Source organism: Corallococcus sp. AB032C (assembly GCF_003668935.1).
Lineage (GTDB): Bacteria > Myxococcota > Myxococcia > Myxococcales > Myxococcaceae > Corallococcus > Corallococcus exiguus.
The window spans coordinates 1-26,030 of sequence record NZ_RAWP01000096.1; the positions used below are offsets into that span (position 1 = coordinate 1).

Consider the following 26,030-nt stretch of genomic DNA (forward strand, 5'->3'; position numbering starts at 1 on the left):
CCCGCGGGGTCGGGCCCCCCACCGTGCGCGTCCCTACCCATCCCTATCGCGGCAGGCTGACATGGCCAGGGCCCCCCTGTCCCGCTCCGTCACGCCCGCTCCCCCACCAGGGGGCCCGGAGCCCACGCCTCTCCTACTTGTCGCGATCACTCAGCCCCTCGCTCCTCCTCCAGGGTGCCGAGCGAAGGAAAGCGTCGTGAGTGAGGTTCTCCGACGGGTGGCCCGGCGCGGTGAGGGACTCATAGGGGTCGATTGTCGCCTTGGACCGCGAGACGTACGTTCGACGGAATGGGAACGGTGGCCCCATGCGGCCCCGGGCTCCTGGCGGACGCAGTGGCGGGGCCCACCTCGACGACGGCTTGGGAGAAGGCATGGATACGCTGACCCCTCAGGAGCGCAGCGAGCGCATGTCGCGAGTGAAGGGGCGAAACACGAAGCCTGAACTCGTTGTCCGCCGTCTCGTCACCGCGTTAGGACACCGCTACCGACTTCACTACGGCAAGGTGCCAGGGAAGCCCGATCTCGCGTTTCCTGGTCGGCGCAAGGCCATCTTCGTACACGGTTGCTTCTGGCACCGGCATCCTGATCCCACCTGTCCCCTCGCGCGACTTCCCAAGTCCCGCCTCGACTTCTGGCTCCCCAAGCTGGAAGCGAACCGGGAACGCGATCTGGCGAAGCGCGCGCAGCTTGAGGCCCTGGGATGGTCGGTCATTGAAATCTGGGAGTGTGAGCTGACCCGCGCGCCAGAGCAGCTGACCGAACGGATCATGGATTTCCTGGGGCCGTCCCAGTCCGCCATGAAGCACCTTCCCCCGGATCGCGACGAAGCTCCTGCGGCTGGTCCGTGAGCCCAAGCTGTAGCACCGCGCGAACTGGATCACGTCGTGAACACGGGTGCACTAACTAGTGCGCTCCACACACTAGTTAATGGCGTGACCTGGGGTTCCGCGGTACCACGCCTCATGCATCGCGGGCTTCTTCGTCAGCCCGACCTTGTATGGACCCACGCATGGACTCGATTGAACTGTTCACGGGCGCGGGTGGCCTGGCATTGGGAACGCACCTGGCGGGCTTCCACCATCGTGGTCTGATGGAGTGGAACGACGATGCGTGCGACACTCTGCGACGCAACGCGAAGTTGAACGCCCTGCCCGGCATCAGCGGCTGGCGGGTGCATCAGACCGACGTACGGATGATGCCCTTCGACCTCTTCGGAGACGTGGACCTCGTCGCGGGTGGCCCTCCGTGCCAGCCCTTCAGCCTTGGCGGTAAGCACCGCGCCCAGGACGACAGCCGGAACATGTTCCCTGAGTTCGTCCGCGCCGTCCGCGAGTTGCAGCCACGCGCGTTCATCCTGGAGAACGTGAAGGGGCTGTTGCGGCAGAGCTTCAGCAACTACTTCGAGTACATCAAGCTCCAGTTGGAGTACCCGACCGTCACCAAGAAGCGCGACGAGGAGTGGACCGACCATCGCAACCGCTTGGAAGAGGTGCGGACGAAGGGTCGCAAACCGGAGTTGAAGTACAACGTGGTCTCCGAGTTGCTGAACGCCGCCGACTACGGGATTCCTCAGACTCGCGAACGCGTCTTCGTTGTAGGCTTCCGTGCCGACACGGAACTGGAGTGGCACTTTCCGGAACCGACACACAGCATGGATGCACTGAAGTGGGACCAGTACATCACCAAGGAATACTGGAAGCGCCATCGGCTACGCGCGCCGAAAAACGAGCCGGTCAGATTGGGAGTGAAGCTGAGTGACCTGGCGCAGGATGGACCCTTCAAGACAAAGCCATGGCTCACGGTACGCGATGCCATCGCGGGCCTTCCCGACCCCATAGTGGGTCGCGACGCGAAGGACTTCAGCAACCACCGCCTCAACCCGGGCGCAAGGGTCTATCCTGGGCACACGGGCAGTCCTATCGATCTGCCATCGAAGACGTTGAAGGCAGGCGTCCACGGAGTGCCTGGCGGCGAGAACATGATTGCGTATCCGGATGGTTCGGTCCGGTACCTCACGGTTCGGGAGGCCGCGCGCATCCAGACCTTCCCCGACACTTGGCTTTTCGAGGGGTCCTGGTCGGAAGCGATGCGGCAGTTGGGCAACGCAGTCCCAGTGGAACTCGCCTCGGTCGTAGCCAGGAGCGTGGCGGCGAAGCTTAAAGGCGGCGATGGGCACTAAGAAGGACAACCCACTCCACCATACGAACCGGATGCAGAGCATCAGGAGTTGCGGCCCAAGAGCCCTACCCTAAACACTGGACCCGAGGTTCTCTCCCAACAGGGCAAATGCCCTGACCTGCAGCCCAGCTGGGGAAGAACTTTCTAGACTCGCGGCGGAGACAGGTTGAGATGGCTCTGTGAGCGCACGAGCCAAAAAGTCCACCAAAGCGAAGCCCGAGGTCATTCTTCACGATGGCCTCCAGCAACTCCGTGCGCAGTTCGATTCACTCTCTGCATCTCTCTTGGAGCCTGACAGGACTCGCTTAAGAGGGAAGTTGATCACACCTCTCAGCGAGTTCACCGCTCGGGTCAACGCTCTAGATCCCATCAAAGAGCCCGTTCGAATGTTCGACCCGGCGCTCCCGTCGACTGCGGGTCGACTGGTCGCCCTCGCGCTTCTCGCACAGCCCAGGTACCCACTCGCTGACGTTGCTCGTGCCTATGGATCAGGCGTCTATGCGATCTATTACACAGGCAGTCATCCTGCCTACCTAGCCATCAGTCGAACAGAAACACCTATCTATGTTGGTAAAGCGGATCCGCAGTCCAGTGAAGCGGATACTCCGCGCGAGCAAGGGACTCGTCTCTCCGACAGGTTGAGGGACCATCGAAAGTCCATTCGAACCGTGGAGAAATACGCCGAGACGAAATCGCTTCCGAATCCACTGCGGATTAGTGATTTCGAGTACCGCCGACTGGTCGTCGCAAGCAATGCGCAGATGGCCGCCGAGAGATACCTCATCACTATTTTCAAGCCTGCATGGAACGATGAACTCAAAATATGCTGGGGGATCAGTAAGCATGGCGACTCGGCAAAGACGCGTGCGAACAGGCGCTCACCTTGGGACACGATGCATCCAGGCAGGCTTTGGGCGCTCTCCGATAAGTTATTAGACAAGAAGAGCGAGAATGAGATCCTGCAGCACCTAAGTAAGCATTTGGAAGCAAACGCCCCGCTCATGAACCAACAACAAATCATGAGCCAGTTCCTAAGCGAGTTCATTCAGGAACCGCCCACGCGCACTGACGATGCGCCGGCCACCAACCCGCTGCAAGACCAGGAATGAAGGCTGGCGGCGTGAACACCCTGAGGACCCACCCCAGGCTTTCGACGATCTCAGCTCAATCCCATCTCAGTGCACCGGCGCGGGCCGCGACGCCGGGAGCTCCGGACGCGCGGGAGGCGCAGGAGACACGGCGGGCGCCTGGAGGGACACCGCCAGGGCGGGCATGCGCTTCAGCACGTTGCCGGTGATGAGCCGCATGTCCCGGCCGCCCTTGGTGAAGAAGGTGTAGCCCCAGTTCAGCATCACGGAGGCGCGGTTGCGGAAGCCGATGAGGTAGGCGATGTGCACGCCCGCCCAGACGCACCACGCGGGAAACCCCGACATGCGCCACTTGTCGAAGAGCAACCCCACCGCGTAGCCGCGGCCAATCACCGCGAAGCTGCCCTTGTCGTGGTAGCGGAACGCGCGCAGCGGCTTGTTCGCCAGGCGGCAGCGGATGGTCTTCGCCACGTGCCGCCCCATCTGCATCGCCGCCGGCGCGATGCCCGGCACCGGCTTGCCGTGCTGCTCCACCGCCGCCACGTCGCCAATCACATACACGTCACTCAAGCCCGGCGCCGTGAGCAGCGGCGTCACCTGCACCCGCCCCGCGCGGTCCAGCGGCACCTCCAGCGAGCGCACCAGCGGCGACGCCGCCACGCCCGCCCCCCACAGCACCGTGCGCGTGGCGATGCGCTCATCCCCGAACGTCACGCCCTCCGCGTCGATGTCCGTCACCATGGCCCCGGTGCGCACCTCGACGTGCAGCGCCTCCAGGTCGCGCTTCGCCCGCTCCGACAGCGACTCCGGATAGGTGTTCAGCACGCGCGGCAGCCCCTCCAGCAGCACCACCCGCGCCTCGCGCGTGTCGATGCGCCGGAAGTCCTTCGGCATCGCATGCCGCGTCATGTACGAGAGCGCTCCTGCCAGCTCCACGCCCGTGGGCCCCGCACCGATGATGACGAAGGTCATCCACTGACGCTGGCGCACGGGGTCGGACTCGCGCTCCGCGGCCTCGAAGGCCGACAGCACGCGCTCACGGATGCGCACCGCGTCCTCCAGCGTCTTCAGGCCGGGCGCAACCTCCGCCCACTCCGGGTGCTTGAAGTACGAGTGAGACGCGCCCGTGGCCAGCACCAGCGAGTCGTAGGGAATCTCCCCGCCCTCCACGGCGAGCACCTTGCGGTGCGTGTCCACCGACTTCGCGTCCGCGAGCAGCACCTCCGTGTTGCGCGAATGCAGCACGGTGCGGATGGGAGCGGAGATGTCCGACGGGTTCAGCACCGCCGTCGCCACCTGGTACAGCAGCGGCTGGAAGAGGTGGTGGTTGTAGCGGTCCACCACCGTCACCCGCACGTTGCGAGCCTTGCCCAGGGCCTTCGCGGCCTGAAGCCCGCCGAAGCCCGCTCCCACGATGACCACGTGATGCCTGCTGTCCCGAACGCGTTCCATGGCGGACAAGGTGCGGACGCATGACGCGCCCGGCCAGCATCCGCTGTCCCTTGGCTGCCCGGCGGCTCGGGAACGGATGCCCGGCCGCTCCACGGCCAGGCTCCCAGAATCCATCCGCCGTGGCTTAGCCCGCCTTGGCGGTGCCCTTCGTCTGGTGCCAGGCGGCGAGCACTTCCTTCTCACGCTCGGCGGACAGACCCGCGCGCAGCTTCTCCTGGCGGTCCGGCGGCAGCGCGTGGAACCAGGTCAGCGTGTCACGCACGGTGTCCGCGAGCGACCGGGTGACGAGCCCTGCCTGCGTGGCCTTGGTGATGCTCACCGCGCCGATGCCGCCCTCCGGCCCGGTGCGCGGCACCCACGCGGGCATGTCCCCGAAGGCCGTCACCTTCTGCTGATCCAGGAACGCGCTGTCCACCCAGGTGAAGCGCGCGTCGCTCCCGGTCGCCTCGCGCAAGGTCTCCAGCATGCCCTTCATCTTCATGGGCTGGACCGGGCCGGTGACGTTGAAGATGCCCATGCTGCGGCGCTCCACGTTCCGGATGATGAACGCGGCCAGGTCGCGTGCGTCGATGACCTGCACAGGGTCCTCGCCGTCGCCGGGGGCCAGCACCTCGCCGCCCTTCGCCACGCGCAGCGGCCAGTAGGTGAAGCGGTCGGAGCCGTCATCCGGACCCACGATGAGGCCCGGGCGGATGTTGAGCGTGCGGCCGGGCAGCGCCGTCTCCGCGGCCTTCTCGCAGAGCGCCTTGAGCGGGCCGTAGCTCGTCTCGCCCACCTCCTCCGTGGTCTCGTCGGGGATGGTGCCCACTGCGTCGGACTCGTTGAGGTTGCTCTTCGTCATCTCCTTGTAGACGGAGATGCTGGAGATGAAGACGTACTGCTCCACGTTGGGCGCGAGCAGCTCCGCGGACGCCTTCACGATGCGCGGCACGTAGCCGGACGTGTCGATGACCGCGTCCCACTTGCGGCCCGCCAGCGCCTTCAGGCCCTCGCCCTTGTCGGGGTCGCGGTCGCCCTGGAGCTTCTCCACGTCCGGGAAGAGGCCCGGGTTGGACTTGCCGCGGTTGAAGAGCGTGAGCGTGTGGCCGCGCGCCTGCGCCACCTGCACCAGCGCGGGGCCCAGGAACCGGGTGCCGCCCAGGATGAGGATGTTCAGGGGCTTGCCCGGGGTGGTGTCCTTGTCATCAGTCGCCGAGCCTGGGCCCGCCTTGGGGGACGACGCACAGCCCAACACCTGGACCGCGCCCAGCGCGGCCGCTGCTTGAATCACGCCTCTTCGGGTCAGCTTCATGCCGTGGTTCCTCCAGGAAGGGTCGTCTGCGGGATGGTTTCAGCGGCGCGCGTGCGTTGCTGGCGCGCCAGGTACAGGGCTACCGCGAGCCACAGCGCGGCCACGGGCACGGCCGCCAGCGACAGGCCCGTCATGCCCAGCCCCAACGCGGTGAGCCCACCCTGCAGCCACGCGCTCAGCGTGTCACTGCCGCGGTACACCACCGTGTCGATGAAGCTCTTGGACTTGTAGCGGGCCTCGCGGTCCACCGTGGTGAACAGGATTTCGCGCGACGGACGCTCCAGCGCGTAATGGCTCGCGCCCCGCAGCGACTTCACGGCGATGAGCACCGTCAGCACCGGCGCGAACGCGAGCACCCCAAAGCCCACCAGCGTGAGCACCGGCGCCACCGCCATGGCCACGCCCAATCCCAGACGCGAGATGACCCGCCCGGTGACGAGCGTCTGGATGGCCAGCGTCAGCACCTGCACCCAGAAGTCGATGTCCGCGAACGCCGCCGTGCGCGACGCGGCGTCCTTCGCCAGGGACGCGACCAACTGCACCTCCTGGTAGTACAGGAACGTGGAGGTCGCCGCGTACAGCAGCACCTGCATCCCCAGCGCGAGCAGGAACGGCGACGTCACCAGAAGCCGCAGCCCCGCGAGCATCCCGCCGCCCACCGGCCCCTCGCGCGTGGCGGGCTGGTGCTGCACGTCCCTCGCCCAGTGGCCCAGGCGGCGCACGCACTGCGCGCTCACCTCCAGCATCACCGCGGACACGAGGATGAGGTTCACCGGCCCCACCGGCTCAGCAAGCCTGCCCACCAGGAACGGACCGACAATCATCCCCGTGGTGCCACCCGCGGCGATGAAGCCGAAGAGCCGCTTGCCCTGGTCGCTGGCGAACACGTCCGCCATGAAGCTCCAGAAGATGGAGACGACGAACAGGTTGTAGACGCTCAGCCAGACGTAGAAGGCGCGCGCCACGGACTCCTTCGCCACGCCCCACTTGAGCAGCGCGAAGAAGACCAGCAGGTTCAAGAGGAAGAAGCGGTAGACGCGCGGCACCACCACCCGCCGGGGGTAGCGCGCCACCAGCGCGGAGAAGGCCGGCACCGCCAGCAGCATCACGACGAAGGTGACGGTGAAGAGCCAGGGCAGGTGCTTCACGTCCCCGGCGGTGCCCATCTCGTTGCGGATGGGCCGCAGGATGGCGTAGCCGCACATCAGCGTGAAGAAGTAGACGAACGCCCCGAGGACCGCGCCTACCTCCTCGTCACGGACGTCCACGAAGCGCTTGAGCATGATGGCGGCGCCCTCAACGCCACGGCTGGCAGGCTATTCCCTGTCTGCCAGCCTGTGGAGGAAAGTGGCTACCGGGCCGTGAGGATTTCACGCACGGTGGCCTCCACGCGAGGCATCGCCTCCTCGATTTCGGCGACGGAGGTGGCGCCCACGGAGAGGCGGAACCAGCCGGTGTCCTCCTGAAGGCCGAACGCCTGGAAGGGCACCACGGCGAAGCGGGCCTTCTCCAGCAGGCGCTTGCGGATGGCGTCGTTGGTGGCGAGGCCGTCCTTGCCCACCACGTCGAAGCGCACGGTGAGGTAGATGGCGCCCTGCGGCGCGATGGCGTCCACCGGCAGGCCCGCGTCCTTCATGCGCTGGAAGCCCTTGTAGAGGGCCTCCAGGCGCTGGTCGACGCGCTGGCGCATCGTCGTCAGGAAGGACTCGGTGGCGGGGACATCGTCCAGGTAGCGCGCGGTGGCGACCTGTTCGGCCTTGGGGGCCCAGGCGCCCACGTGGCCCAGCACGTCGCGCATGCGGGAGATGATGGTGGGCGCGCCCACGCCCCAGCCCACGCGCACGCCGGTGGCGGCGAAGGCCTTGCTGATGCCGTCCACGAACACGGTGTACGGCGCCATCTCCGGCACCAGCTCCACGGGCGTGACGTGCTTCTTGCCGAAGGTCAGCACCCAGTAGATGTGGTCGTACATCAGGATGAGAGGCTTCTGGCCGCGGCCCTCACGCGCGCGGTTCTCCTCGACGATGCGCTGGCAGATGGCGCGCAGGGCCTCCGGGTCCAGCATGGTGCCGGTGGGGTTGAGCGGGCTGCACAGGCAGAGCAGGCGCGCGGACGACAGGTGCGGCTCCAGCTGCGCCAGCGTGGGCATGAAGCCCGCCGATGCCTCCGTGGTCACCACCACGCTCTTCGCGCCCAGCATGTGGGCGTAGTGGTTGTTGTTCCACGACGGCACCGGGTAGACGACGACGTCCCCCGGGTCGAGCACCGCGCGGAAGATGGCGTAGATGACGGGCCGCGCGCCGCCCGCGATGACGATGCCCTCCAGCGGGTACTTCAGCCCCAGGGAGCGCTCGTAGAAGCGCTGCACGGCCTGGCGCAGCTCCAGCACGCCGTCGGACGGCGGGTAGTTCGTCTCACCGCCCTGGAGCGCGGCGCCAATCTGGTCGCGCAGGCCGTCCGGGACGGGGAACTCCTTCGGGTTGAAGTCCCCCACGGTGAGGTTGCACACCTTGCTGCCCTTGGCCACGAGCTCGCGAATCTCCGCGGCGATGCGGAGGATTTCACTGCCCACGAGCCCACGCACCATGGTGCTCACGGTGGTGTCATCGCGAGAGGGACGCGGGAGGGAGGTCAGGTCAATGGCCATGGTGCGGATCTCTCCAGTGCACGAAGGGGGGCCGGGGGGACGCGGCCGGGCGGAACCTATACGCAACGGCGCTGGGAAGGCGCATCTTCCATGGTCCTGGGGCACGCGGTGTGCGAGGACTCGGGAAGTCCCCGGCTGACGGGGTTTGACGGGAGGAACCGGATGCGCCTGCGACAGGGAATGTACGTGCTGGGAGTGGCGGTGGGACTGCTGGGCCAGGGCTGCCAGAAGCAGGAGCCCCAGGCCGTCCCCATGGACGTACCGGCCGCGAATCCGCCCGCCAACACCCTGCCGCGCGAGGGCCCGGCCGCCACCGCCCCGGTGGTGCACCAGGTGCTGGACGTGAAGGAAGACGCGGGCAGGCCGGCGTCCACGGCGGAGGCAGCGCCGGACTCCGGGAGCGCGGCGGACGCGGCGTGGACGACGGCGACGGTCCAGAAGCCGCGCGGCGAGCCCCCGTCCATCACGCTGCGCTCGGTGCGCACGGGGACGCACGCGGACTACGACCGCACGGTGTTCGAGTTCGACGGGCCGCGCCTGCCGGGCTACCAGCTGGGGTACGTGAAGACGCCGGTGCAGCAGTGCGGCTCCGGCGATGACGTGAAGACGCCGGGAGAGGCCGCGTTGGAGGTGCGCTTCACGCTGGCGCGGGCGCACGACGACCAGGGGCAGGCCACGGTGGCGCAGCGCACGCTCAAGCCCGCGCTGCCGACCCTGCTGGGGCTGGAGCGCGTGTGCGACTTCGAGGGCGAGGTGACGTGGGTGCTGGGCACCGCGCGCCGCGCCCCGTTCCGCGTGCTGGAGCTGAAGGACCCCACGCGCCTCGTGCTGGACGTCCAGCACTGAGGCGCAAGGGAGTCGGCTACTTCTTGGGAGGCTGGGCGCGCTTCTTCGCGATGAGGTCGCGCGCGTCCTTCTCCGATTCGGCGAAGTCCACGTCCACCGTCCACTTGCCGGTGAAGTACAGGGCGAGCATCAGCGCCTTCGCGCCCGCGCGCTGGAGCGGGCCCGTGCCCAGGTAGACGTGGCCACGGAACCACTCGGCCTTCGCCTGCGCCACCAGCAGCTCGCGCGAGTCCTTCTCGATGCTGGAGGTGGACACGTCGGAGATGACGAACACCGGTCCGTTCTTCGAAACCTCCTGACAGATTTCCAGCACCTTCTTCGAGTCCTCCAGCTTCGAGGGCCCGTTGAACTTCATCACCAACAGGTCCGGCGCCTCGAAGTACGCGCGATGCGCCCCGAACTCCCACTCACGATGATTCGCCACGCGGTCCCTGCCTCACACGATGAAGAATTGCGCAGCCCCGATAGCATCGAGAACGAGGATTTCCAAGGAGAGTGCGGAGTCCCGCGCTGTGTGAAGTGAAGCCGCCTGAGGGTGACAGCGACCGCTCAAGTCGGGTCGTGCGCGACGTCTGTCCTTGCTGACCCGGGTCGAGCACGGGCGCGGTAGGAGGAAGGCGTGACGCCGAAGCGAGTACGGAATCGGCGGATAAATTCAGACAGGTCGCCAAAGCCACACGCGAAGGCGACGTCCGCGATGCGCTCACGGTCCGTCCGCAAGCGTTCAGCGGCGAGTGTCAGGCGACGGCCGAGGATGTAGCTGTAAGGGCTCTCTCCCACCACCTTGCGGAAGGTGCGCAGGAAGGGGTGGCGGCCCATGCCCAGCTCTTGCGCGAGCACGCCCAGGGAGAGGGGCTCCACGAGCCGGGCCTCCATCAGCCGGAGCGCGTCCGCCATGCGGCGCTCCTCGGTGGCGGTGATGGGCCGGGCTGTCCCTTCGTGGATGCCGCTCAGCGCCGCGCCCGCCATCCGCAGCGCCAGCTCCTCCGCTCCGCGCGAGCCCGGCTGCTCGGCCAGCGCCTGGACGTCCGCGATGAGCGGTGCGAGCCGTTGGAGGGGAGGCAGCCGGTGCTTGGGAAAGTCCGTGCGCGTCACCCCCGACAGGTCCCTGGCCACCTCTTCCATGAGCTCGGGTTTGAAGTGGAAGGCGATGCAGCGGTCACCCACGCCGTGCTCGTGACCGCAGCAGAAGGACGTGTGCTGTTCTCCGAGCAGCAGCGAGCCGGGCGTCAGCAGCACGCGTCCGTTCCGGGAGCGGTAGGTGAAGCTCCCCGACAGGACGGCGGAGACGGACACCCAGGTGTGCTGTTCCTCGAAGACAGGGTCCCTGGGACCGGAGCGGCAGAGGATTTCGCTCACGCGCCATCCGTCCCCGGAGGCCAGCCGGCGCACCGTGGTCAGGTCCACTTTCCCCAAGTCGGCCAAGCTCCGTCCTTCCATCCTGCCCCGCATATCCAACGGGGTGACCGAATCATGGCGACGGAGGCAACGGCAGTCACGCGGGAGCTCATCTGGCGGCGCGTGATGGATGAACTGGGATTCGAGCATGCACGCGTGAGGCGCGGGCAGGAGGGCACGGAGCTCTCCGGCTTGATTCTCGTCGCGGAGCAGGGTGCACCGCTGAGGGTGGAGTATTCGGTCGTCTGTGATAGTGCGTGGCGCACGCGCCGGGTGAGCGTGACGCAATCGTGGCGCGGCGAGCACCGGACGCTCACGTTGGAGCATGACGGAGAGGGCCACTGGCGGATGGACGGCCGGGTCGCGGAGGAGCTGAAGGGCTGCACGGACGTGGACCTGGGCTTGAGCCCATCCACCAATGCGCTGCCCATCAACCGGCTGCGACTGGGCGAAGGCGCCAGCGCGGAGATCCGCGCGGCGTGGGTGCGGTTTCCCTCGCTGGAGGTCGTGCCCGCGCGGCAGGGCTACACACGCGCGGGCCCCACGCGCTACCGCTACGAGAGTCTGGAGAGCGGCTTCAACGCCATGCTGGACGTGGACACGGACGGGCTGCCCATCGAGTACGCAGGCATCTGGCGCAGGCTCGCGGAAGGGCCCGCCGCCCCTGTGTCCCCGGCGCAGGCGTTCGTGGAGGCACTGGTGAGCCCAGGCCCTGCGAGCGAGCTGGGCGACGCGGCGACCACCTTCGGCTGGTTGGCGGGAGGCTGGGCCGGGACCATCCAGGACCATGACCCGGACGGGAGCATCCGCCAGAGCCAGGGCGAGTGGTGGTTCCACTGGGTGTTGGAGGGACGGGCCCTGCAGGACGTGCTCATCGTGCCGTCGCGGCACGCCCCCGCGCAGTCAGGCCCCGGAGCGAACAAGCGCTACGGAACCACGGTGCGCACGTTCGACCGGGCCGGAGGCAAGTGGAAGATCACCTGGATCAGTCCCACGGGTGGCGCCATCAACCGGCTGGACGGGGGACGGGATGAAGACAGGCTCGTCCTGCTGGGCGAGCACCACGGGAAGCCCATCCGCTGGAGCTTCTCCGACATCGGCGCGGACCGCTTCACCTGGCTCGGGGAGGTCCAGGAAGCCGACGGTCAGTGGAAGCTCCAGTCACGCTTCGACATGCGGCGCATCACCTGAAAAGCCTGTCCGACTGTCGGACAGGTTCGTGCCGCGCGCCCCCGCGAAGTGCGACTCACCGCACGCCGCTTCGCAGTCGGGCCGCGGCGGCGTCCAGCCGGGTCAGCAACTCCGAGTGACGGGCTCGGGCCTCGGATCCGCCCGCGCGCAGCGCCATGGCGAGCACCTGCGGCAGGTTGAGCGCAGCGCCCACGCGCAGGCGCTGCTGGTAGTGCTCGGCCCAATCCGTCGGAATGCGCAGCGACCAGTTGCGCGCGTCCACGGAGCCCGGCGCGTTGTATGTGTCCGGCATGCCCAGCAGGTCCGCGAAGAACACCATCACGCTGCGCGCGCGGCTGGCGAACAGGTCCGCGAACTTCGCCTGCGCGAGCAGCCCCGGGTCCTGCGCCAGCTGACGCGCGAAGGCCTCACGCCCCTCCGCCTCGGGATGCAGACGCTCCGCGAGGTAGTCCGCCTGGGCGCGCAGCGCGTGCTTCCATTGCCATTCGGAGACGAGCCGCCAGAGTGACTTCGTGTCGTGATTGCCCACCATCACCCAGTCCTCGGTGGCCACGTTCTCGCTGCGGTACACATCCGCCGGGTTGTTCAAGTCCGCCTTCTGCGTGACGCGGAAGCGGCCCAGGCCATCGCGGGCCATCACCCGAGACAGCTCATACGGCAGCGTGCTCAGCACCTCGCACAGCACGTCCTCGCGGGCCCGGCCATGCGCCCGCGCCGTGCGCACCACGGAGTCGAAGAGGATGGCGTACCGAGCCACCTGTTCCTCCGTGAGCCCCTTCACCCACCCATCCGCGTAACGCGGCACCGAGCGGTCCAGCTGCGCCGAAGCCACGATGGAGTACCGCGCCAGCGCCGGGTGGTCCGGCAGGTCGGGTGAGGAGAACAGCCGCGCCCCACCCTGCACCGCGCGCAGCGGCTCCGCCGAGCCCGCGCGGTACACCCATGGGCACACGAGCCCGTGCGGATGGTCGATGCGCAGCCCGTCGTACTCGGAGAGCATCTTGCCCAGCCGCGCGTCCATGTAGCGCAGCACCGGCCCGGGACCCGAACCGTCCGGAGCGACGTACTGCTCCGGGTCCAGCACCGGGTAGTTCCACGGCTGGCCCTCCGGGTTGGTGCGGCTGGGCGGAGCCCCCATGAGGTACGCGCCGAGGAACAGCCCCTGCCGCGCCCACGTGTCCCGAGGCGAGAAACCAATCTGGAGGTCCCCGTACAGCTTGAGCCCCCAAGCCCCCGCACGCACCCGCAGCAGCCCATGCTGCTCGTACACGAGGAACTGACGGAACGCGTACTGCTCCACCGCATCGGCTTCGACGGTGAGCAACTCCCGGATGCGAGCCTCCGCCTGCGCCTCTTCGCCAGCACGCGGCGCGAACAGGCGTCCATCCAACGAATCCGCCCAACCGCGCCAGTCATCCGGCGTGTGATGCCGAGCGGCGAGCACGTCGAAGAGCGCATCCCGCTCCAGCCACTCCCGCTGCTCCCGGCGGAAGTCCGCGAAGCGACGAACCAGCCCTGGCTCCCGGGTGCGCCGGAAGGTGTCCCACGCCTCCTGGAGCGCCAGAGCCTGGCCCCGGCACGCGGAGGAGTACCGGGCCTCCGGACCCACGTCCTCGGGTACTTCGGAGACGAGCCGGGCCAGGGTGTCAGGCGACAGCAGCGCGCCCCAGGGCCCATGCGGATCCGTGAGCGGCGCGAGCGCCACGTTCAGCGTGTTGCGCGAGAACAGAGTGCCGTCATACGGGGACGGGTTGTACGCGGTGGTCTGCCCCTGCGGTCCCAACTGGATGCCGGTGAAGCCCAGGTCCCGCGCGAAGGCGAGGAAGCGCGCGGCGCCCTCGGAGTACGGAGAGCCGCGCCCCAGGTCCTCTCCGGGGAGGCCGGGGAAGCTGGGGTCATGGATGCTCAGGACCCAGCGAGTGACGCCCAGTGCCTCCAGGGCTTCGGTGACGAGCGAGCGGTGCGAATCGGGCAGCGGGGACAGGAGCTCCACACTCCCGACCCTATGGCCCTCCGCCCGATGCGCCAACCGTTCCTTGAGGGTGACGCGAGCATCTTCTTCGCGTCACTCCTGCCGGGCCTGCGGCTGGGGCCGGGGCTCGCCGCCGCCATGCGCCGGCCCGTGGGCCTGACCGCGCGCCTTGAACACCCGGCGCAGCTTGCCGGTCATCCACGCGCGGCCATCCGTCAGGATTTCATACACCGTCGGGATCACCAGCAGCGTGAGCAGCGTGGACGTGATGACACCGCCAATCACCGCGCGACCCAGCGGCGCCCGGAAGTCGCCACCCTCGCCGTGCCCCAGCGCCACCGGCACCATGCCCGCGATGAGCGCGAAGGTGGTCATGATGATGGGCCGCAAGCGGATGCGCCCCGCTTCAATCAGCGCCTCGCGCAACGGCATGCCCTTCTCGTGCTGCCACTTGGCGAAGTCGATGAGCAGGATGGCGTTCTTCGCGACGATGCCCATCAGCAGGATGACGCCGATGAGGCTCATGATGTTCAGCGTGTCCCCCGTCACCACCAGCGCCAGCACCACGCCAATCAATGACAGCGGCAGCGACACCAGGATGGCCAGTGGATCGATGAACGAGCCGAACTGGATGACGAGGATGAGGTACATCAACATCACCGCCACGCCCAGCGCCAGGAACACCCGGCCGAACACCTCCTGTTGATCCGCGGACTCGCCGCCCGTGGACACCTCGTAGCCCGGCGGCACCTTCACCGCCTTGAGCCGCGTCTGGATGCCGTTCATCACCTCCGACAGCGACCGCCCCGCCACGTTCGCCTGCACGTTGATGACCTTCTCGCGGTTGAGGTGGTCGATCTGCGCCGGACCCACGGTCTGCTTCACCGACGCCACCTGTCCCAGCGGCACCACCACCGGCGCGCCCGTGGCGCTGGTGCCCACCACCAGCGGCAGCTGCGACAGCTGCGACGGGTTCTCCCGGAACTGGGGCGCCAGGCGCACCATCACGTCGCGCGTCTCACCAATGGGGTCCACCCAGTCGCCGGAGTCCAGGCCCGCGAAGGCCGGCCGCAGTGACTGCGCCACCTGGCCCACCGTCACGTTGAGCTGGCCCGCGACACCTCGGTTCAGCTCCACCTCCAGCTCCGGCTTCTCGCCGCGAGTGGACAGCCCCACGTCCACCGCGCCCGGCACCTGCTTCACCTCCTTCATTACCTGCTGCGCCAGCTGGTTGAGCCCCTTGGACTCCGGCCCGCGCAGCTCCAGCTGGATGGACTTGATGGCCCCGCCAAAGCCGCTGGTGAACACCGACACGTTCGCGCCGCCCACCGAGAGCAATTCCTTGCGCAGCGCCTTGCCCAGCACCTCCTGGCTCGCCTTGCGCTCCGTCTTCGGCTTGAGCCGCACGTACACCAGCGCCTGATCCACACCCGGAGAGCGTAGGGGCAGCGGCACGCCGATGGTCGTGTACGTGTACGCGACCTCCGGGTGCTGGCGCGTGAGGCGGGACACCTCCTCCACCTTGCGCCGCGTGTAGTCCAGGCTGGAGCCCGCGGGCGTCTCCACCAGCATCTCAATCTCCGCGCGGTCGCTCACCGGCACGAAGCCCGCGCCGCCGAAGACGCCTTGCAGCGCCACCGCGCCCACCAGCGAGCCCACCGCCAAGAGCACCATCGCGAGCCGGTGGTCCAGCGCCCACGCGATGACGCTCTTGTAGCGGTCCGCCTGCCGGTCGAACCAGTGGTTGAAGCGCTCCAGCCCGCGCGAGATGAAGTTGCGCCGCTCGCCCTTCTCCACCTGCGGGTCCGGCCAGTACGCGCTGAGCATGGGGTCCAGCGAGAAGCTCACGAACAGCGACACCAGCACCGAGCACGCGATGGTGAGCGCGAACGGTTTGAACCACTGTCCCGCCACGCCGTACATGAACGCCACCGGGACGAACACCGCCACGATGGAGAACGTCGTCGCCGCCACCGCGAGGCCAATCTCGTTCGTGCCCTCGCGCGACGCCGTGTAGTGGTCCTTCCCCATCTCCACGTGCCGCACGATGTTCTCGCGCACCACGATGGCGTCGTCGATGAGGATGCCGATGGCCAGCGTCAGGCCCAACAGCGACATCGTGTTGAGCGTGAAGCCGAACGCCCACACGCTCACGAACGACGCCAGCACGGACACGGGCAGCGCCAGGCCCGTAATCACCGTGGAGCGCCATGAGTTGAGGAACAGGAACACCACCAGCACCGTGAGCAGCGCGCCTTCAATCAGCGCCTGCTGCACGTTGACGACGGAGTTCTCCACGCGCGTGCCCGCGTCGCGGACGATTTCCAGCTTCGCGTTGGCGGGCAGCCGCTGCTGGAGCGTCTTCACCCGCTCGCGCACGCCGTCCGCGACCTCCGTGGTGCTGTGGCCCTTGGACTTGATGACCTCGATGCCCACCGCCTGCGCGCCGTTGTAGAGCGACAGGGTGCGCGGCTCCTCGGTGCCGGCGAACACGTCCGCCACTTCGCCCAGCCGCAGCGTGCGCCCGTTGCGCTCCGCGATGGGCACCTGCGCGAAGTCCTCCGGCGTCTCCAGGCGGCCCTTGAGCCGGATGGTGCGCTCCTGCAATTCGGTGTTGAGCCGGCCCACCGGCGCCGCCAGGTTCTGCGCCTGGAGCGCCGCCACCACCTGCGCCACCGACAGGCCCGCCGCCTGGAGCGCCGCGGGCCGCACCTGCACCGTCATCTCCCGGTCCACGCCGCCCACCACCGTGGCCTGCGCCACGCCGGGCACCGAGCGCAAATCCCCCACCACCAGCGGATCCGCGATGAGCGACAGCGCGGGCACGTCCAGCGCGTCCGACGTCAGCACCAGCGACACGATGGGTTGGTCCGCCGGGTCGAAGCGCGTGAGGATGGGCTCCTCCATCTCCTGCGGCAGGTCCGCGCGCTTGCTGGAGATGGCGTCGCGGATGTCCTGGGACGCCTCCTGGATGTCCTTCTCGAAGTCGAAGAAGACCGTGAAGTTCGCCAGGCTGTCCGTGGAGCTGGACGTGGTCTTCTTCCCGTCCACGCCGGAGATGGCGAAGATGGCGTCCTCGATGGGCTCGACAATCTCGCGCTCCACCGTGTCGGGTGAGGCCCCTGGGTACGCGATGGTGACGTTGATGACCGGCTGCTGAACGTCCGGGAACTCGTCCGTCTCCAGGTTGATGAGCGCGACGATGCCGAACACGACGAGCGCCACCATCGCCGTGATGGTGACGATGGGGCGCTTGATGGCGAAGTCGGAGATGAACACGGACGACTCCTGCGGTGCTTCAAGAGGTGGAGACGTCTGGCGTTACTTCGCGGGTGCCTGGGCAGGAGGCGTGGGAGTCCCGGCCGCGGCCGGAGCCTGCGCGGGGCCACTGCCGCCGGACGCGTTGCCCGCGCCGCCTACGCCCTGCCGGGCTTCCGGTGGAGAAACCGGCCGCTGCTTCTTCGGCCCTTCCGGCGCTGCGGTGAGCTTCACGGGCGTGCCGTTGGTCAGGTCGCGCGCGGAGCCGAGCAGCACCACGTCCCCGGCCTTCAACCCCGAGCGAACCTCCACGGCCTGCGCCACGTCATCCCGCAGGCCCAGCGTCACCGCCACCTCCTCCACCTTGCCGTTGGAGATGCGCTGCACGGTGGGCGGCTCCTGGCGCGTGTCCAGCGCGTCCACCGGCACGGCCAGCGCCTCCTTCGACTGGGACGCCACGCGCCCCAGCGCGAACAGGCCGGACAGGAGCGTCTGCTCGTTGTTGGGGATTCCCACGTAGATGCGCACCTGGCCCGTGGCGGGGTCCACCGCCGGGTTGATGCGCTCCACCTCGCCCTTGAAGGCGCGGTCCTCGTAGCCGTTCACGCGGAAGGCCACGGGCGTGCCCACCTTCACCTGGCCCAGCTGAGCCGCGGGCACGGAGGCCTCCAGCCGCAACGTCGCGGGGTCCACCACGACGAAGAGGGGCGCGCCCGGCTGGACGATGTCGCCCGCGTTCACCTGCCGCTCGCTCACCACGCCCGTGAAGGGCGCGGAGACCTTCGTGCGCGCCAGCTGATCCTGCGCCAGCTTCAGTCGCGCCTGCGCCTCCGCCAGCTGCCCCTCCGCCTGCGTCCGCGTGAGCTGTGTGCGTTCGAAGTCGCGGCGGGTGATGACGCCCTGCTTGACCAGGGTTTGATTGCGCTGCTCATCCGTCTTCGCCACCTGCAAGGCATTGCGTGCCACGCGCAGGCTGGAGCTGGCCGCCAGCACCTGCTCGCGCAGCGTGTGTTCCTCCACGCGAGCCAGGGGCTGCCCCTCCTTCACCATCTGGCCCTGGTCCGCCATCACGTCCAGGATGCTGCCCCCCACCTCCGCGCGGACGCTGGCCAGCCGCCGCGCCTGGAGCGTCCCGGAGATGACGGGACCGTTCTCCAGCTTCAGTGGCTCCACGCGCACGACGTTCTCCGGACCCAGCGACACCACCGTCGGCGCGGTGGGCGCGGCGGCCTCCTCGGAGCGCTGTCCGCAGGCGCCAGCCAACCAGACGACGGCCAGCACGGCGCCCCACCGTGAACCCGTGCGCCGGGCTCGAAGACCCGCTGTCTCTTCGGTGCGTTCCACGGCCTGCCTCCCCGGTCCCCAGGGGCCATTGGCCCTGGAGTTCCACCCGGGGGCGTCCCCGGGGCCGGGTAAACGTGGTGCCGCCCTCCCGGCCGGGGAAGTCGTGCCACCACCGGCCGTGAACCTGGAGAACACGTCCGGCCCGTCCCCCTGACAGGCGGGGAGGCATGCGAACGGCGCCTGGAAAGACGACGGCCTCCGTCCCACGAGAGGAGACGGAGGCCGCTTTTTCACATCCGAGCGAAGGTCAGTGGACGCTCGGCGGAGCGGTCACGAACGCCGTGGTGAGGCAGCTCTGGTTGGCCATCTGGTCCAGGAACGTCTGGCGCGCCAGCACCTCGTTGAAGGTGCGCACGGGCGTCCCGTCCGCGCGGTCCGGCACGGTGAGCGCGCCGCTGAGGAACGGCGACAGCGCGCCGGTCCAGCTCACGTGGGTGAAGTTCGTGCCCAGCTCGTCACCGTGGCAGCCGTCGCAGGTGTTGAGCGAGAAGACGTGCCGCGCCTGACGGTTGGGGATGACGGACGCCGGCTGGCTCCAGAACGGCGGGATGGCCGTGGGGTTCGTCACGATGGCGCGGCCCGCGCGGAAGGTGCCGCCGGCCCACGGCAGCGGGACGGAGTACGTGCCCGAGATGATGGGCCCCGTGTTGGCGTTCACGTACGCCGGGAACAGGGTGGTCTGCCGGGTGCGGTCCGGCGTCTGGGCCACGGTGTGGCTGTTGAGCAGCCCCAGCACCGGCGGCGGCGTGGTGGAGTACGAGTTCGGGTTGATGGAGCCGTTCCAGAGGCGGAACTCGCGCAGCTCCCACGGGTGGGCCAGCCAGTCGTCGTTGGTGCGCACCTGGTTGATGGAGCTGCGGTTGGGCTTGCGCGGGGACAGGTCGCGCTTGGCGAACTGCTCCGTCAGGTTCTCCAGCGCCGCGTTGTACGCCGCGCTGCCCAGCGGCAGCCCGGACAGGGCCTGCCACTGCTGCGCGTAGGTCTTGATGGCCGCGCAGCCGTTCTTGTCCACCCCGTACTCCAGGATGACCAGGAAGGGCACCGTGTTGCAGCTGCTCCCCGTGCCCGTGGTGGCCGCGAAGATGAAGCGCCCCTCGCCCGCGCTGCCAGCGCCGTAGGCCGGGTTGCTGCCGGCCAGGTCCAGCCGGTTCACGATGGCGATGAGCTTGAACGGCGACTTCGCCAGGTTCAGCTCGCCGGAGGCCAGCTTCGGCCAGGGCCCGATGAGGTTCGCCGCGATGGACGTGCGCGGCGGGTTCACGAAGCCGTTGATGGTGCGCGGCTGCTCCCACTGCCGCAGCCACTCGCGCACGAAGGTGGTGGGGGCCACGCCCGTGAAGGGCTGGTTGGCCATCTCCGTCATCAGGTAGTTGAACGTCCACTTGCCGTTCGGGTTGCCCACGCCGGTGCACGGATCATACGTGCGCGTCGTGTCGTTCACGACGCCGGGCGCGCGGATGATGAGCGAGCGCGCCGGGTCCACCAGCGACGCCAGGCCAATGGGCTGGATGGGCACGGGCTGGCCCACCGGGAACTGCGTGCTCAGCGCCGTCACCGGCACGGTGCGCACCAGCTGGCGGTTCTCGAACACGGCCGTGGTCAGCTGCGTCTGCGACTGGGACTGCGCCTGGGCAATGCGCTGCTGCTCCGCCTGGAGCGCCACGAAGTCGAACGTGCCGGAGGCCGTGAAGAGCAGGTCCCCCGCCACCGCGTCGCCGCCCTGCCCGTCGTCGCGGAACGTCAGCTGCTGCGCGCCGTCCGCCATCGAAAGCGTCCCGCCGCGGAACGCCTCGTTCTCCGTGCGCTCCGACTTCAGCTTCAGCTGGAACACCGTGGCCGTGCTCTTGCTGGCCGCGCCCTGGGGAATCGCGAAGAGGGACTCCACCACCGGACGCGCCTCGTCCCCCTCCAGGGCCTGCAGGGCCGTACCGAGCGCCACCTCCAGGTTGCCGGACGGGTCCACGGCCTGGGCGGAGGAGTCCGCCTGGGGCGCGGAAGGCGCGGGAGTCTCGGACGTCTCCGGGGCGGGCTGGCCACAGCCCACCGCCAGCGACGAGGCCAGGAGCGCGAACGGCAGACGCTTCCGGGAATGCTTCCACAGCAGGGACAGCTCAGTCTTCATGGGGTGTGCTCCACTCACGACGGGGATACCGCGACGACAGCCTCGCGATGGGGCACCTTCCCCCTCACCGTGCGCGGAACCCCGGACACACCGGTCCCGTCCCCCTCCGTGAATGCGGAAAACGCCCCATGCCCCTCCGGTCCTTGCGACACGGAGGCGAATGGAGCGTTCTCATAACATGAAACACTGATTTTCATCGACTTCCAGATTTTGTAACCTAATCCGCTACAAGTCTGGGATTGCTGTAACCTGTCAGGCTACAGCCCGCTGACCCCGTAGGGCGACTCGCTGATGAGGCGGGTGCCGGACTGGAAGTGGCTGGTGCTGCCGCAGTCAGGGATGGGGTTGAAGCCCGAGCACGTCACGGGCGCGTGGGCGCGGGTCTCCGAGGTGAAGCAACGCGCGCCGGCCTCGTTCCACTCGGCCTCCGTGCTCCAGGACTCGGAGTCGGACTGGACGCCCACGCCGTCGTAGAGGTTGACCCACTGGCCATCGGTGGTGTGCGACGCGCCGTCGCCGCAGAAGTCCGCGCGCACCATGCGGGTGCAGGCCTGGTGGTGACCCGCGAGGCTCTGGCCGTTGACGGTGGCCCAGGGCTTGTAACCAAAGTGCATGCACTTCGCGATGGCGGCGCCCTCGCAGGCGAAGGTGAAGGCGGTCGCGTCCTCAATCTTCTCGCCGCCGCCCGCCACGCCCTGGAGGTAGTTCCAGCGGCCGGCCACGGCGATGGCGGAGAGCGCCCCACCGTTCGCGTCCTGGCACACGGAGTTCCAGCTGCCGTCCGAGCCCTGGAAGGAGACCTGGTAGGACCACAGGTCGCTGTCGCCGCCGCTGCCCTGGGTGATGCCGTCCACGCGCACGGGCAGGGTGGAGCCGTCGCCCAGCTTGCCGACGAAGCGGGCGCCGGTGAAGCCCGTGCCCGTCACGGGGTTGGGGCCGTCCAGGCCGACGAAGGCCGAGCCCTGCAACCGCACGTTGGTCAGCGCCTTGCCGGAGGCGGAGGTAGCGCCCGCGTACGCCACGGACACCAGCATGCCGCCCAGCTCGCCGTTGTTCAGGTTGCGGCCGTTGAGGTTGCGTCCATTGAGGTTGCGTCCGTTGGGAGAGACGACCTCTGCCACCTGCGTGCGCAGGGAGGGAGCCTCGGGCTCCGACGATTCCGTGCCACAGCCCACCGCCACGACGGCGAGACACGCCGCGAACACTCGCTGCAACGTCCTCATCTGGATGCCCCTTCCCTGCCCCGACCCCGACCCGCACCGCGTTACAGGGCACAAGGTCAGTCCGGTGTGCGGGAGCGGCAACCACACGAGGCCCATCCGGGCACTTGCAGCGTCCAGTGGCTTCCAGTTGGAGCAGACCCCAGGGCGAGGCCAGCGGTTCCCGGGGGGTTCCAGTGTCCGGTGGTGCTCAACCGCCGGACACGGGCGCGTCCGCGCACACGCGCAGGCCCACCGTGACGTCGCGCAGTGAGGGCTCTGGCAGTTCGCGGTTGGAGGACCGCGCGCTCGTCACGTTGAAGGTGAAGCTGCCGCCGCGAGCCACCGGGCGGCCGGGCTCCAGCCACGAGCGGGTCCATTCCCAGACGTTGCCGGCCATGTCGTCCGCGCCGAAGGGGCTGCGCGACGCGGGGTGGCTGCCCACGACGTCCGGGCCGAAGCCGCCCGGATCCTTGCCGTAGGTGACGTCCACGTTGGCCTCGTCCGGACCCAGCCGGTTGCCGTGGGGATACTCGCGACCGTCCACGCCGCGCGCGGCGCGCTCCCACTCCAGCTCCGAGCACAGCCGCGCCCCCGGCACCCGGCCGGACGTGGACAGCCACGTCACGTAGGCCTCCGCGTCCGCGAAGTTGATGCCGCTGACGGGGAACTGGCGCCAGTCCTGCTCCGTGCGCTGCGAGCGCCGGGCGTACCTCACGGGCTCGCCCGTCCGCGCGGTGTAGCGCACGCCGCCGGGTTGGAAGCGAAGGCGCCAGTCATTGCCGTCCGGCTCCAGCGCCAGGCCTCCGGCGTAGCCGCCCGTGCCCACGCTGGGTTGGCGCGAGGCGCGCTCCTCCGCGGGCAGGGCCGCCAGGTATTGGAGCCAGTCCGCGTACGTCGTCTCGTGGCGGGCGATGAGGAAGCCCTGCACGGGCACGGTGTGCAGCGGGGTGGCGTTGAAGAAGTCGCGCACGCTGGACTCGGCGGCGCTGCCGAAGCGCACGTCACCCGGGGGCACGTACACGAACCCCGCCGGGAGCGAACCCGCGCGGACGAGCGGCAGGACGACGTTCCGAGCCTCCCCGCGCGTCAGGAGCAGCGGCTGCACCGACGCCTCGTGGCCCGGGGCGCGCACGGTGAGCTGGTAGTTCCCCGGGGGCACGGTGAGGCCGGTCCAGGGGAGCGCGCCTGGGGAAGGCAGGGGCTCGCCCACGACCTCCGGACCCGCGGCATCGCGTGAAATGGGGCGCAGCTCCGCGGAGGCGCCGGGCGCGTCCACCTGGAGGGACAGGTGCGCGGGCGTGTTCCAGCGGTTCCAGCGCACGCCGTCGGGGTCGTAGAGGCGCAGGCGCTGGAGCAGCGCGGGCAGCACGGGCTCGCGCTCGCTTTCGGCCCACAGGGCGCGCTCGTAGAGGAAGTCCGCCAGCGCGTCGCGCACGTCGGTGCGAGTGGGGGCCAGCGCCAGCGCGCGCTCCAGCTGGTCCGCCACGGCGTCGAAGTGGTGGGACAGCTGTCCGGCGTGTCCCGCCACCTTCGCCCAGCTCCGGTCCCCGTCCGCCTTGTGGCCGGTGTCGTAGAGCTGGAAGGCCTCCGCGCGCTCGGCCTGGAGCGCGTCGCGTTCACGGCGGACGGCCTCCAGCTCCGCCCCGGCCGAGGCCAGCTCGCCACGCACGCGCACGTCGAGGATGCGGCGCTCGCGCCACTGCAGGCCCGCGTACACGAGCCCCAGCGACGCGAGGAAGCCCAGCACCAGGCCCACCTTCAGGCGGCGGCTGCGCACGCCCGTGCTGCGCGAGGTGCTGAGGAAGGACTGCTCACGCTGGGTGAGCTCGGACGGCTCCAGGAGCTCCGTCTCCGCCAGCTGGCGAGGGCCCCAGAGCGACTCGCGCGCATGGCCCAGGCGCTCCCACTGCGCGGCGGCGGCCTCCAGGCGGGCCTGCACCTCGCGGCGCTCGCCCGCCTCCACCAGCCAGCGCGCCAGCGTGGCCCACCCGGTGAGGAGCGCTTCATGGGCCAGTTCGTACGCGGTGCCGCCCTCGCCTTCACGCGCCACGAGCAGGCGCGCGCGCACCAGTGCCTCCAGCGCGGCGCGGTAGCGAGGGTCGTCGCCCACCAGCTCGCGGTCCGTCTTGCGCGCACGGGTGCCATCCGCCGTCACCAGGCGCAGCATCACGCCGCGCGCCGCCGAGCGCTGGTCGGGCAACAGGCGGGCCACCGCGGCGTCGGCATGCCGGGCGAGCGCACCGGACACGCCGCCCAGCGAGTCCAGCGCCGCCTGGGTCATCACGCCGCGAGACTCGTCGCGCGCGTCCCACAGCTCCGCCAGCGCGAACTGGAGCAGCGGCAGGCCGCCGTCGGAGGCCGCCGTGGAGGCGACGAGCGCGTCCACCACGTTCTCGGACTCGAAGCGCACGCCCTTCACGCGCGCGGGGCCGACGATGGCCTCGCGAGTCTCCTCCGGGGTGAGCGCGCGCAGGAGGTACAGCGCGTGCGGCACCTCCGGGCCCAGGCCGGGCACGGCGGTGAGGCGGGTGAGGAAGTCGCTGCGGCCGGTGGCAAGCAGCCGCAGTCCCCCGGCCGCCTCCGTGAGCGACCCCAGCGCGGCCCCGGCGAGCGCGGCCTCCTCCGGCGGGGACAGCGTCACCAGCTCCTCCAACTGGTCCATGTAGACGAGCAGCCCGCCCTGCGTGCCCAGCTTCGCGCGCAGCCTGCGGCCGAGCGACGCGGGGTCCTGGCGCAGCGTCTCCGCGAGCGGCTCCTCTTCAACCTCCAGCACCGGCGCGAGCGCCACGGCGAGCGCGGACACGGGCCTGCGTCCGGGCACGAGCCGCGCGCTGCGCCAGCGCCGGCCGTCCTCCAGCGCGCCGTCCGCCACGGCCGGGAGGATGCCCGCGAGGCACAGGGACGACTTGCCCACGCCGGAGTCGCCCGTCATCAGCAGGAAGGCCTCCGCCTTGAGCCGCTCCAGCACGGCGCGCTGCTCGCGGCGGCGGCCGAAGAAGAGGCCGCGGTGCTCGGCCTCGAAGGCGCGGAGGCCACGGTAGGGATTGCCCTCCGGAATGACGGCCGGAAGCTCCTCGCGCGTCAGCGCCTCCAGCGCGTCGAGCAGCTGCGCGGCGGACGCGTGGCGCTGGGCGGGGTCGCGCTTCAGGCACTTGTCGATGGCGGCGGCGAAGCCCGGGTCCACTGACGAGGCCACCTCCTGGAGGGGGCGCACGTCGCGGGTGCGCACGGCCTCGGACAGCTCGCGCCAGGGCACATCGCGGAAGGGGCCCCGGCCCGCGCACAGCTCGTAGAGCACGACGCCCAGTGAGTACACGTCACTGCGCGCGGTGAGCTCCTCGCCGGCCCAGGCCTCCGGGGACATGTAGTAGGGCGTGCCCACCAGCGCGCCGCGCGGCAGGGACGGCAGGAAGACGCCGTCCAGCGAACGGGCGCCGAGCGCGGGGCTGGATTCCGGATCCCAATCCGCGGGCAGCTCCGGCGGCGGAAGGGGCGCGCGAGGTGGGGTGGGCTCGCTGGCTTCGGCACGGTCGAGCAGCTTGGCCAGGCCGAAGTCGAGCAGCTTCACTTCGCCGCTCTCCGTGAGGACGGCGTTACCGGGCTTGATGTCGCGGTGGAGCACGCCCCGGCGGTGCGCGGCACCCAGCCCCCGGGCCAGGTCCCGCCCGATGCCCAGCGCGCGCTCCCAGGGCACGGGCCGGGCCAGCCGGTCCAGGCTGACGCCCCGGATGAACTCCGAGATGAGGTACGGCTGATCCTCCAGCTGTCCCACCCGGTACAGGGTGACGACGTTGGGGTGCTGGATGCGGGCGGCGGCGCGAGCCTCTACCAGGAAGCGCGCCAGGGCGTTGGAGCCCAGCGACGGGATGAACTTCACCGCGACGGGGCGCTCCAGGAGCGTGTCGTGCGCCAGGTACACCCGCCCCGTGCGTCCCCGTCCGAGCGGCCGCACGATGCGGTATTCGTCGAACTCCTCGGGAGGAGTCCACGCGTCAGGTGGAGAAGACGAGGCGGGAGAGCCCACCAGGGTTGCCTACGTTT

The 26,030-nt window shown here is 69.4% G+C and carries 17 protein-coding genes; 5 read left to right on the top strand and 12 right to left on the bottom strand.

All coding sequences use genetic code 11. The features are described 5' to 3' along the window. The first annotated feature begins 371 nt into the window (after positions 1–371). The 3 genes from D7X99_RS31935 to D7X99_RS31945 all read left to right on the top strand — a co-directional run bounded on the left by D7X99_RS31935 (position 372) and on the right by D7X99_RS31945 (position 3,287). On the top strand, positions 372–848 hold the full coding sequence (locus tag D7X99_RS31935; RefSeq protein WP_121781055.1) for a very short patch repair endonuclease: 477 nt from the start codon (positions 372–374) through the stop codon (positions 846–848). A 161-nt stretch (positions 849–1,009) separates the two neighbouring features. Then, positions 1,010–2,179, top strand: coding sequence for a DNA cytosine methyltransferase (locus tag D7X99_RS31940; protein WP_121781056.1), 1,170 nt, complete (start codon positions 1,010–1,012; stop codon positions 2,177–2,179). A 385-nt stretch (positions 2,180–2,564) separates the two neighbouring features. Then, entirely contained in the window at positions 2,565–3,287 is a 723-nt protein-coding gene (locus D7X99_RS31945; protein WP_121781057.1) for an Eco29kI family restriction endonuclease, read from the top strand. A 66-nt stretch (positions 3,288–3,353) separates the two neighbouring features. On the opposite strand, the gene D7X99_RS31950 is transcribed toward D7X99_RS31945, so the two are convergent. The 4 genes from D7X99_RS31950 to D7X99_RS31965 form a co-directional block, all read right to left on the bottom strand. Then, positions 3,354–4,688, bottom strand: a complete 1,335-nt coding sequence (locus D7X99_RS31950; protein ID WP_121781058.1) for an NAD(P)/FAD-dependent oxidoreductase — start codon at positions 4,686–4,688, stop codon at positions 3,354–3,356. A gap of 154 nt (positions 4,689–4,842) precedes the next feature. Further along, positions 4,843–6,009: an NAD-dependent epimerase/dehydratase family protein gene (locus D7X99_RS31955; protein ID WP_121781059.1), complete on the bottom strand. Its 1,167-nt coding sequence runs from the start codon at positions 6,007–6,009 to the stop codon at positions 4,843–4,845. After that, a complete protein-coding gene (locus D7X99_RS31960) occupies positions 6,006–7,292 on the bottom strand; it encodes an NTP/NDP exchange transporter (RefSeq protein ID WP_121781060.1) in 1,287 nt (428 codons plus the stop codon). The genes D7X99_RS31955 and D7X99_RS31960 overlap by 4 nt, the downstream gene beginning before the upstream one ends. 68 nt (positions 7,293–7,360) lie before the next feature. Next, positions 7,361–8,656 (bottom strand): pyridoxal phosphate-dependent aminotransferase, encoded by a 1,296-nt coding sequence (locus tag D7X99_RS31965; RefSeq protein WP_121781061.1) that lies wholly within the window; start codon positions 8,654–8,656, stop codon positions 7,361–7,363. A 162-nt stretch (positions 8,657–8,818) separates the two neighbouring features. Here D7X99_RS31965 and D7X99_RS31970 point away from each other — a divergent pair, with 162 nt between their 5' ends. Then, the gene (locus D7X99_RS31970; RefSeq protein WP_233613878.1) at positions 8,819–9,502 is read left to right on the top strand and encodes a hypothetical protein; all 684 of its coding nucleotides are present in this window, start codon (positions 8,819–8,821) and stop codon (positions 9,500–9,502) included. A gap of 16 nt (positions 9,503–9,518) precedes the next feature. Here the strand turns inward: D7X99_RS31970 and D7X99_RS31975 are convergent, their stop codons facing one another. Next, positions 9,519–9,926 (bottom strand): hypothetical protein, encoded by a 408-nt coding sequence (locus D7X99_RS31975; RefSeq protein ID WP_121781063.1) that lies wholly within the window; start codon positions 9,924–9,926, stop codon positions 9,519–9,521. A 125-nt stretch (positions 9,927–10,051) separates the two neighbouring features. Then, on the bottom strand, positions 10,052–10,927 hold the full coding sequence (locus D7X99_RS31980) for an AraC family transcriptional regulator (RefSeq protein WP_158627101.1): 876 nt from the start codon (positions 10,925–10,927) through the stop codon (positions 10,052–10,054). 48 nt (positions 10,928–10,975) lie between these two features. Between D7X99_RS31980 and D7X99_RS31985 the strand changes: the two genes are divergently transcribed. Continuing rightward, entirely contained in the window at positions 10,976–12,091 is a 1,116-nt protein-coding gene (locus D7X99_RS31985; RefSeq protein WP_121781064.1) for a putative glycolipid-binding domain-containing protein, read from the top strand. 55 nt (positions 12,092–12,146) lie between these two features. Here D7X99_RS31985 and D7X99_RS31990 read toward each other — a convergent pair whose 3' ends face one another. The 6 genes from D7X99_RS31990 to D7X99_RS32020 form a co-directional block, all read right to left on the bottom strand. Next, the gene (locus tag D7X99_RS31990) at positions 12,147–14,084 is read right to left on the bottom strand and encodes a 4-alpha-glucanotransferase (protein WP_171805246.1); all 1,938 of its coding nucleotides are present in this window, start codon (positions 14,082–14,084) and stop codon (positions 12,147–12,149) included. A 72-nt stretch (positions 14,085–14,156) separates the two neighbouring features. Continuing rightward, on the bottom strand, positions 14,157–17,342 hold the full coding sequence (locus tag D7X99_RS31995; protein WP_121781065.1) for an efflux RND transporter permease subunit: 3,186 nt from the start codon (positions 17,340–17,342) through the stop codon (positions 14,157–14,159). Between the two features lie 42 nt (positions 17,343–17,384). Beyond that, entirely contained in the window at positions 17,385–18,665 is a 1,281-nt protein-coding gene (locus D7X99_RS32000) for an efflux RND transporter periplasmic adaptor subunit (protein ID WP_121781066.1), read from the bottom strand. A gap of 247 nt (positions 18,666–18,912) precedes the next feature. Next, positions 18,913–20,787, bottom strand: coding sequence for a hypothetical protein (locus D7X99_RS42950; protein WP_158627102.1), 1,875 nt, complete (start codon positions 20,785–20,787; stop codon positions 18,913–18,915). 257 nt (positions 20,788–21,044) lie between these two features. Then, positions 21,045–22,010, bottom strand: coding sequence for an ADYC domain-containing protein (locus D7X99_RS32015; RefSeq protein ID WP_121781068.1), 966 nt, complete (start codon positions 22,008–22,010; stop codon positions 21,045–21,047). A gap of 187 nt (positions 22,011–22,197) precedes the next feature. Further along, a complete protein-coding gene (locus D7X99_RS32020; RefSeq protein ID WP_121781069.1) occupies positions 22,198–26,013 on the bottom strand; it encodes a bifunctional serine/threonine-protein kinase/formylglycine-generating enzyme family protein in 3,816 nt (1,271 codons plus the stop codon). Positions 26,014–26,030: the final 17 nt, after the last annotated feature.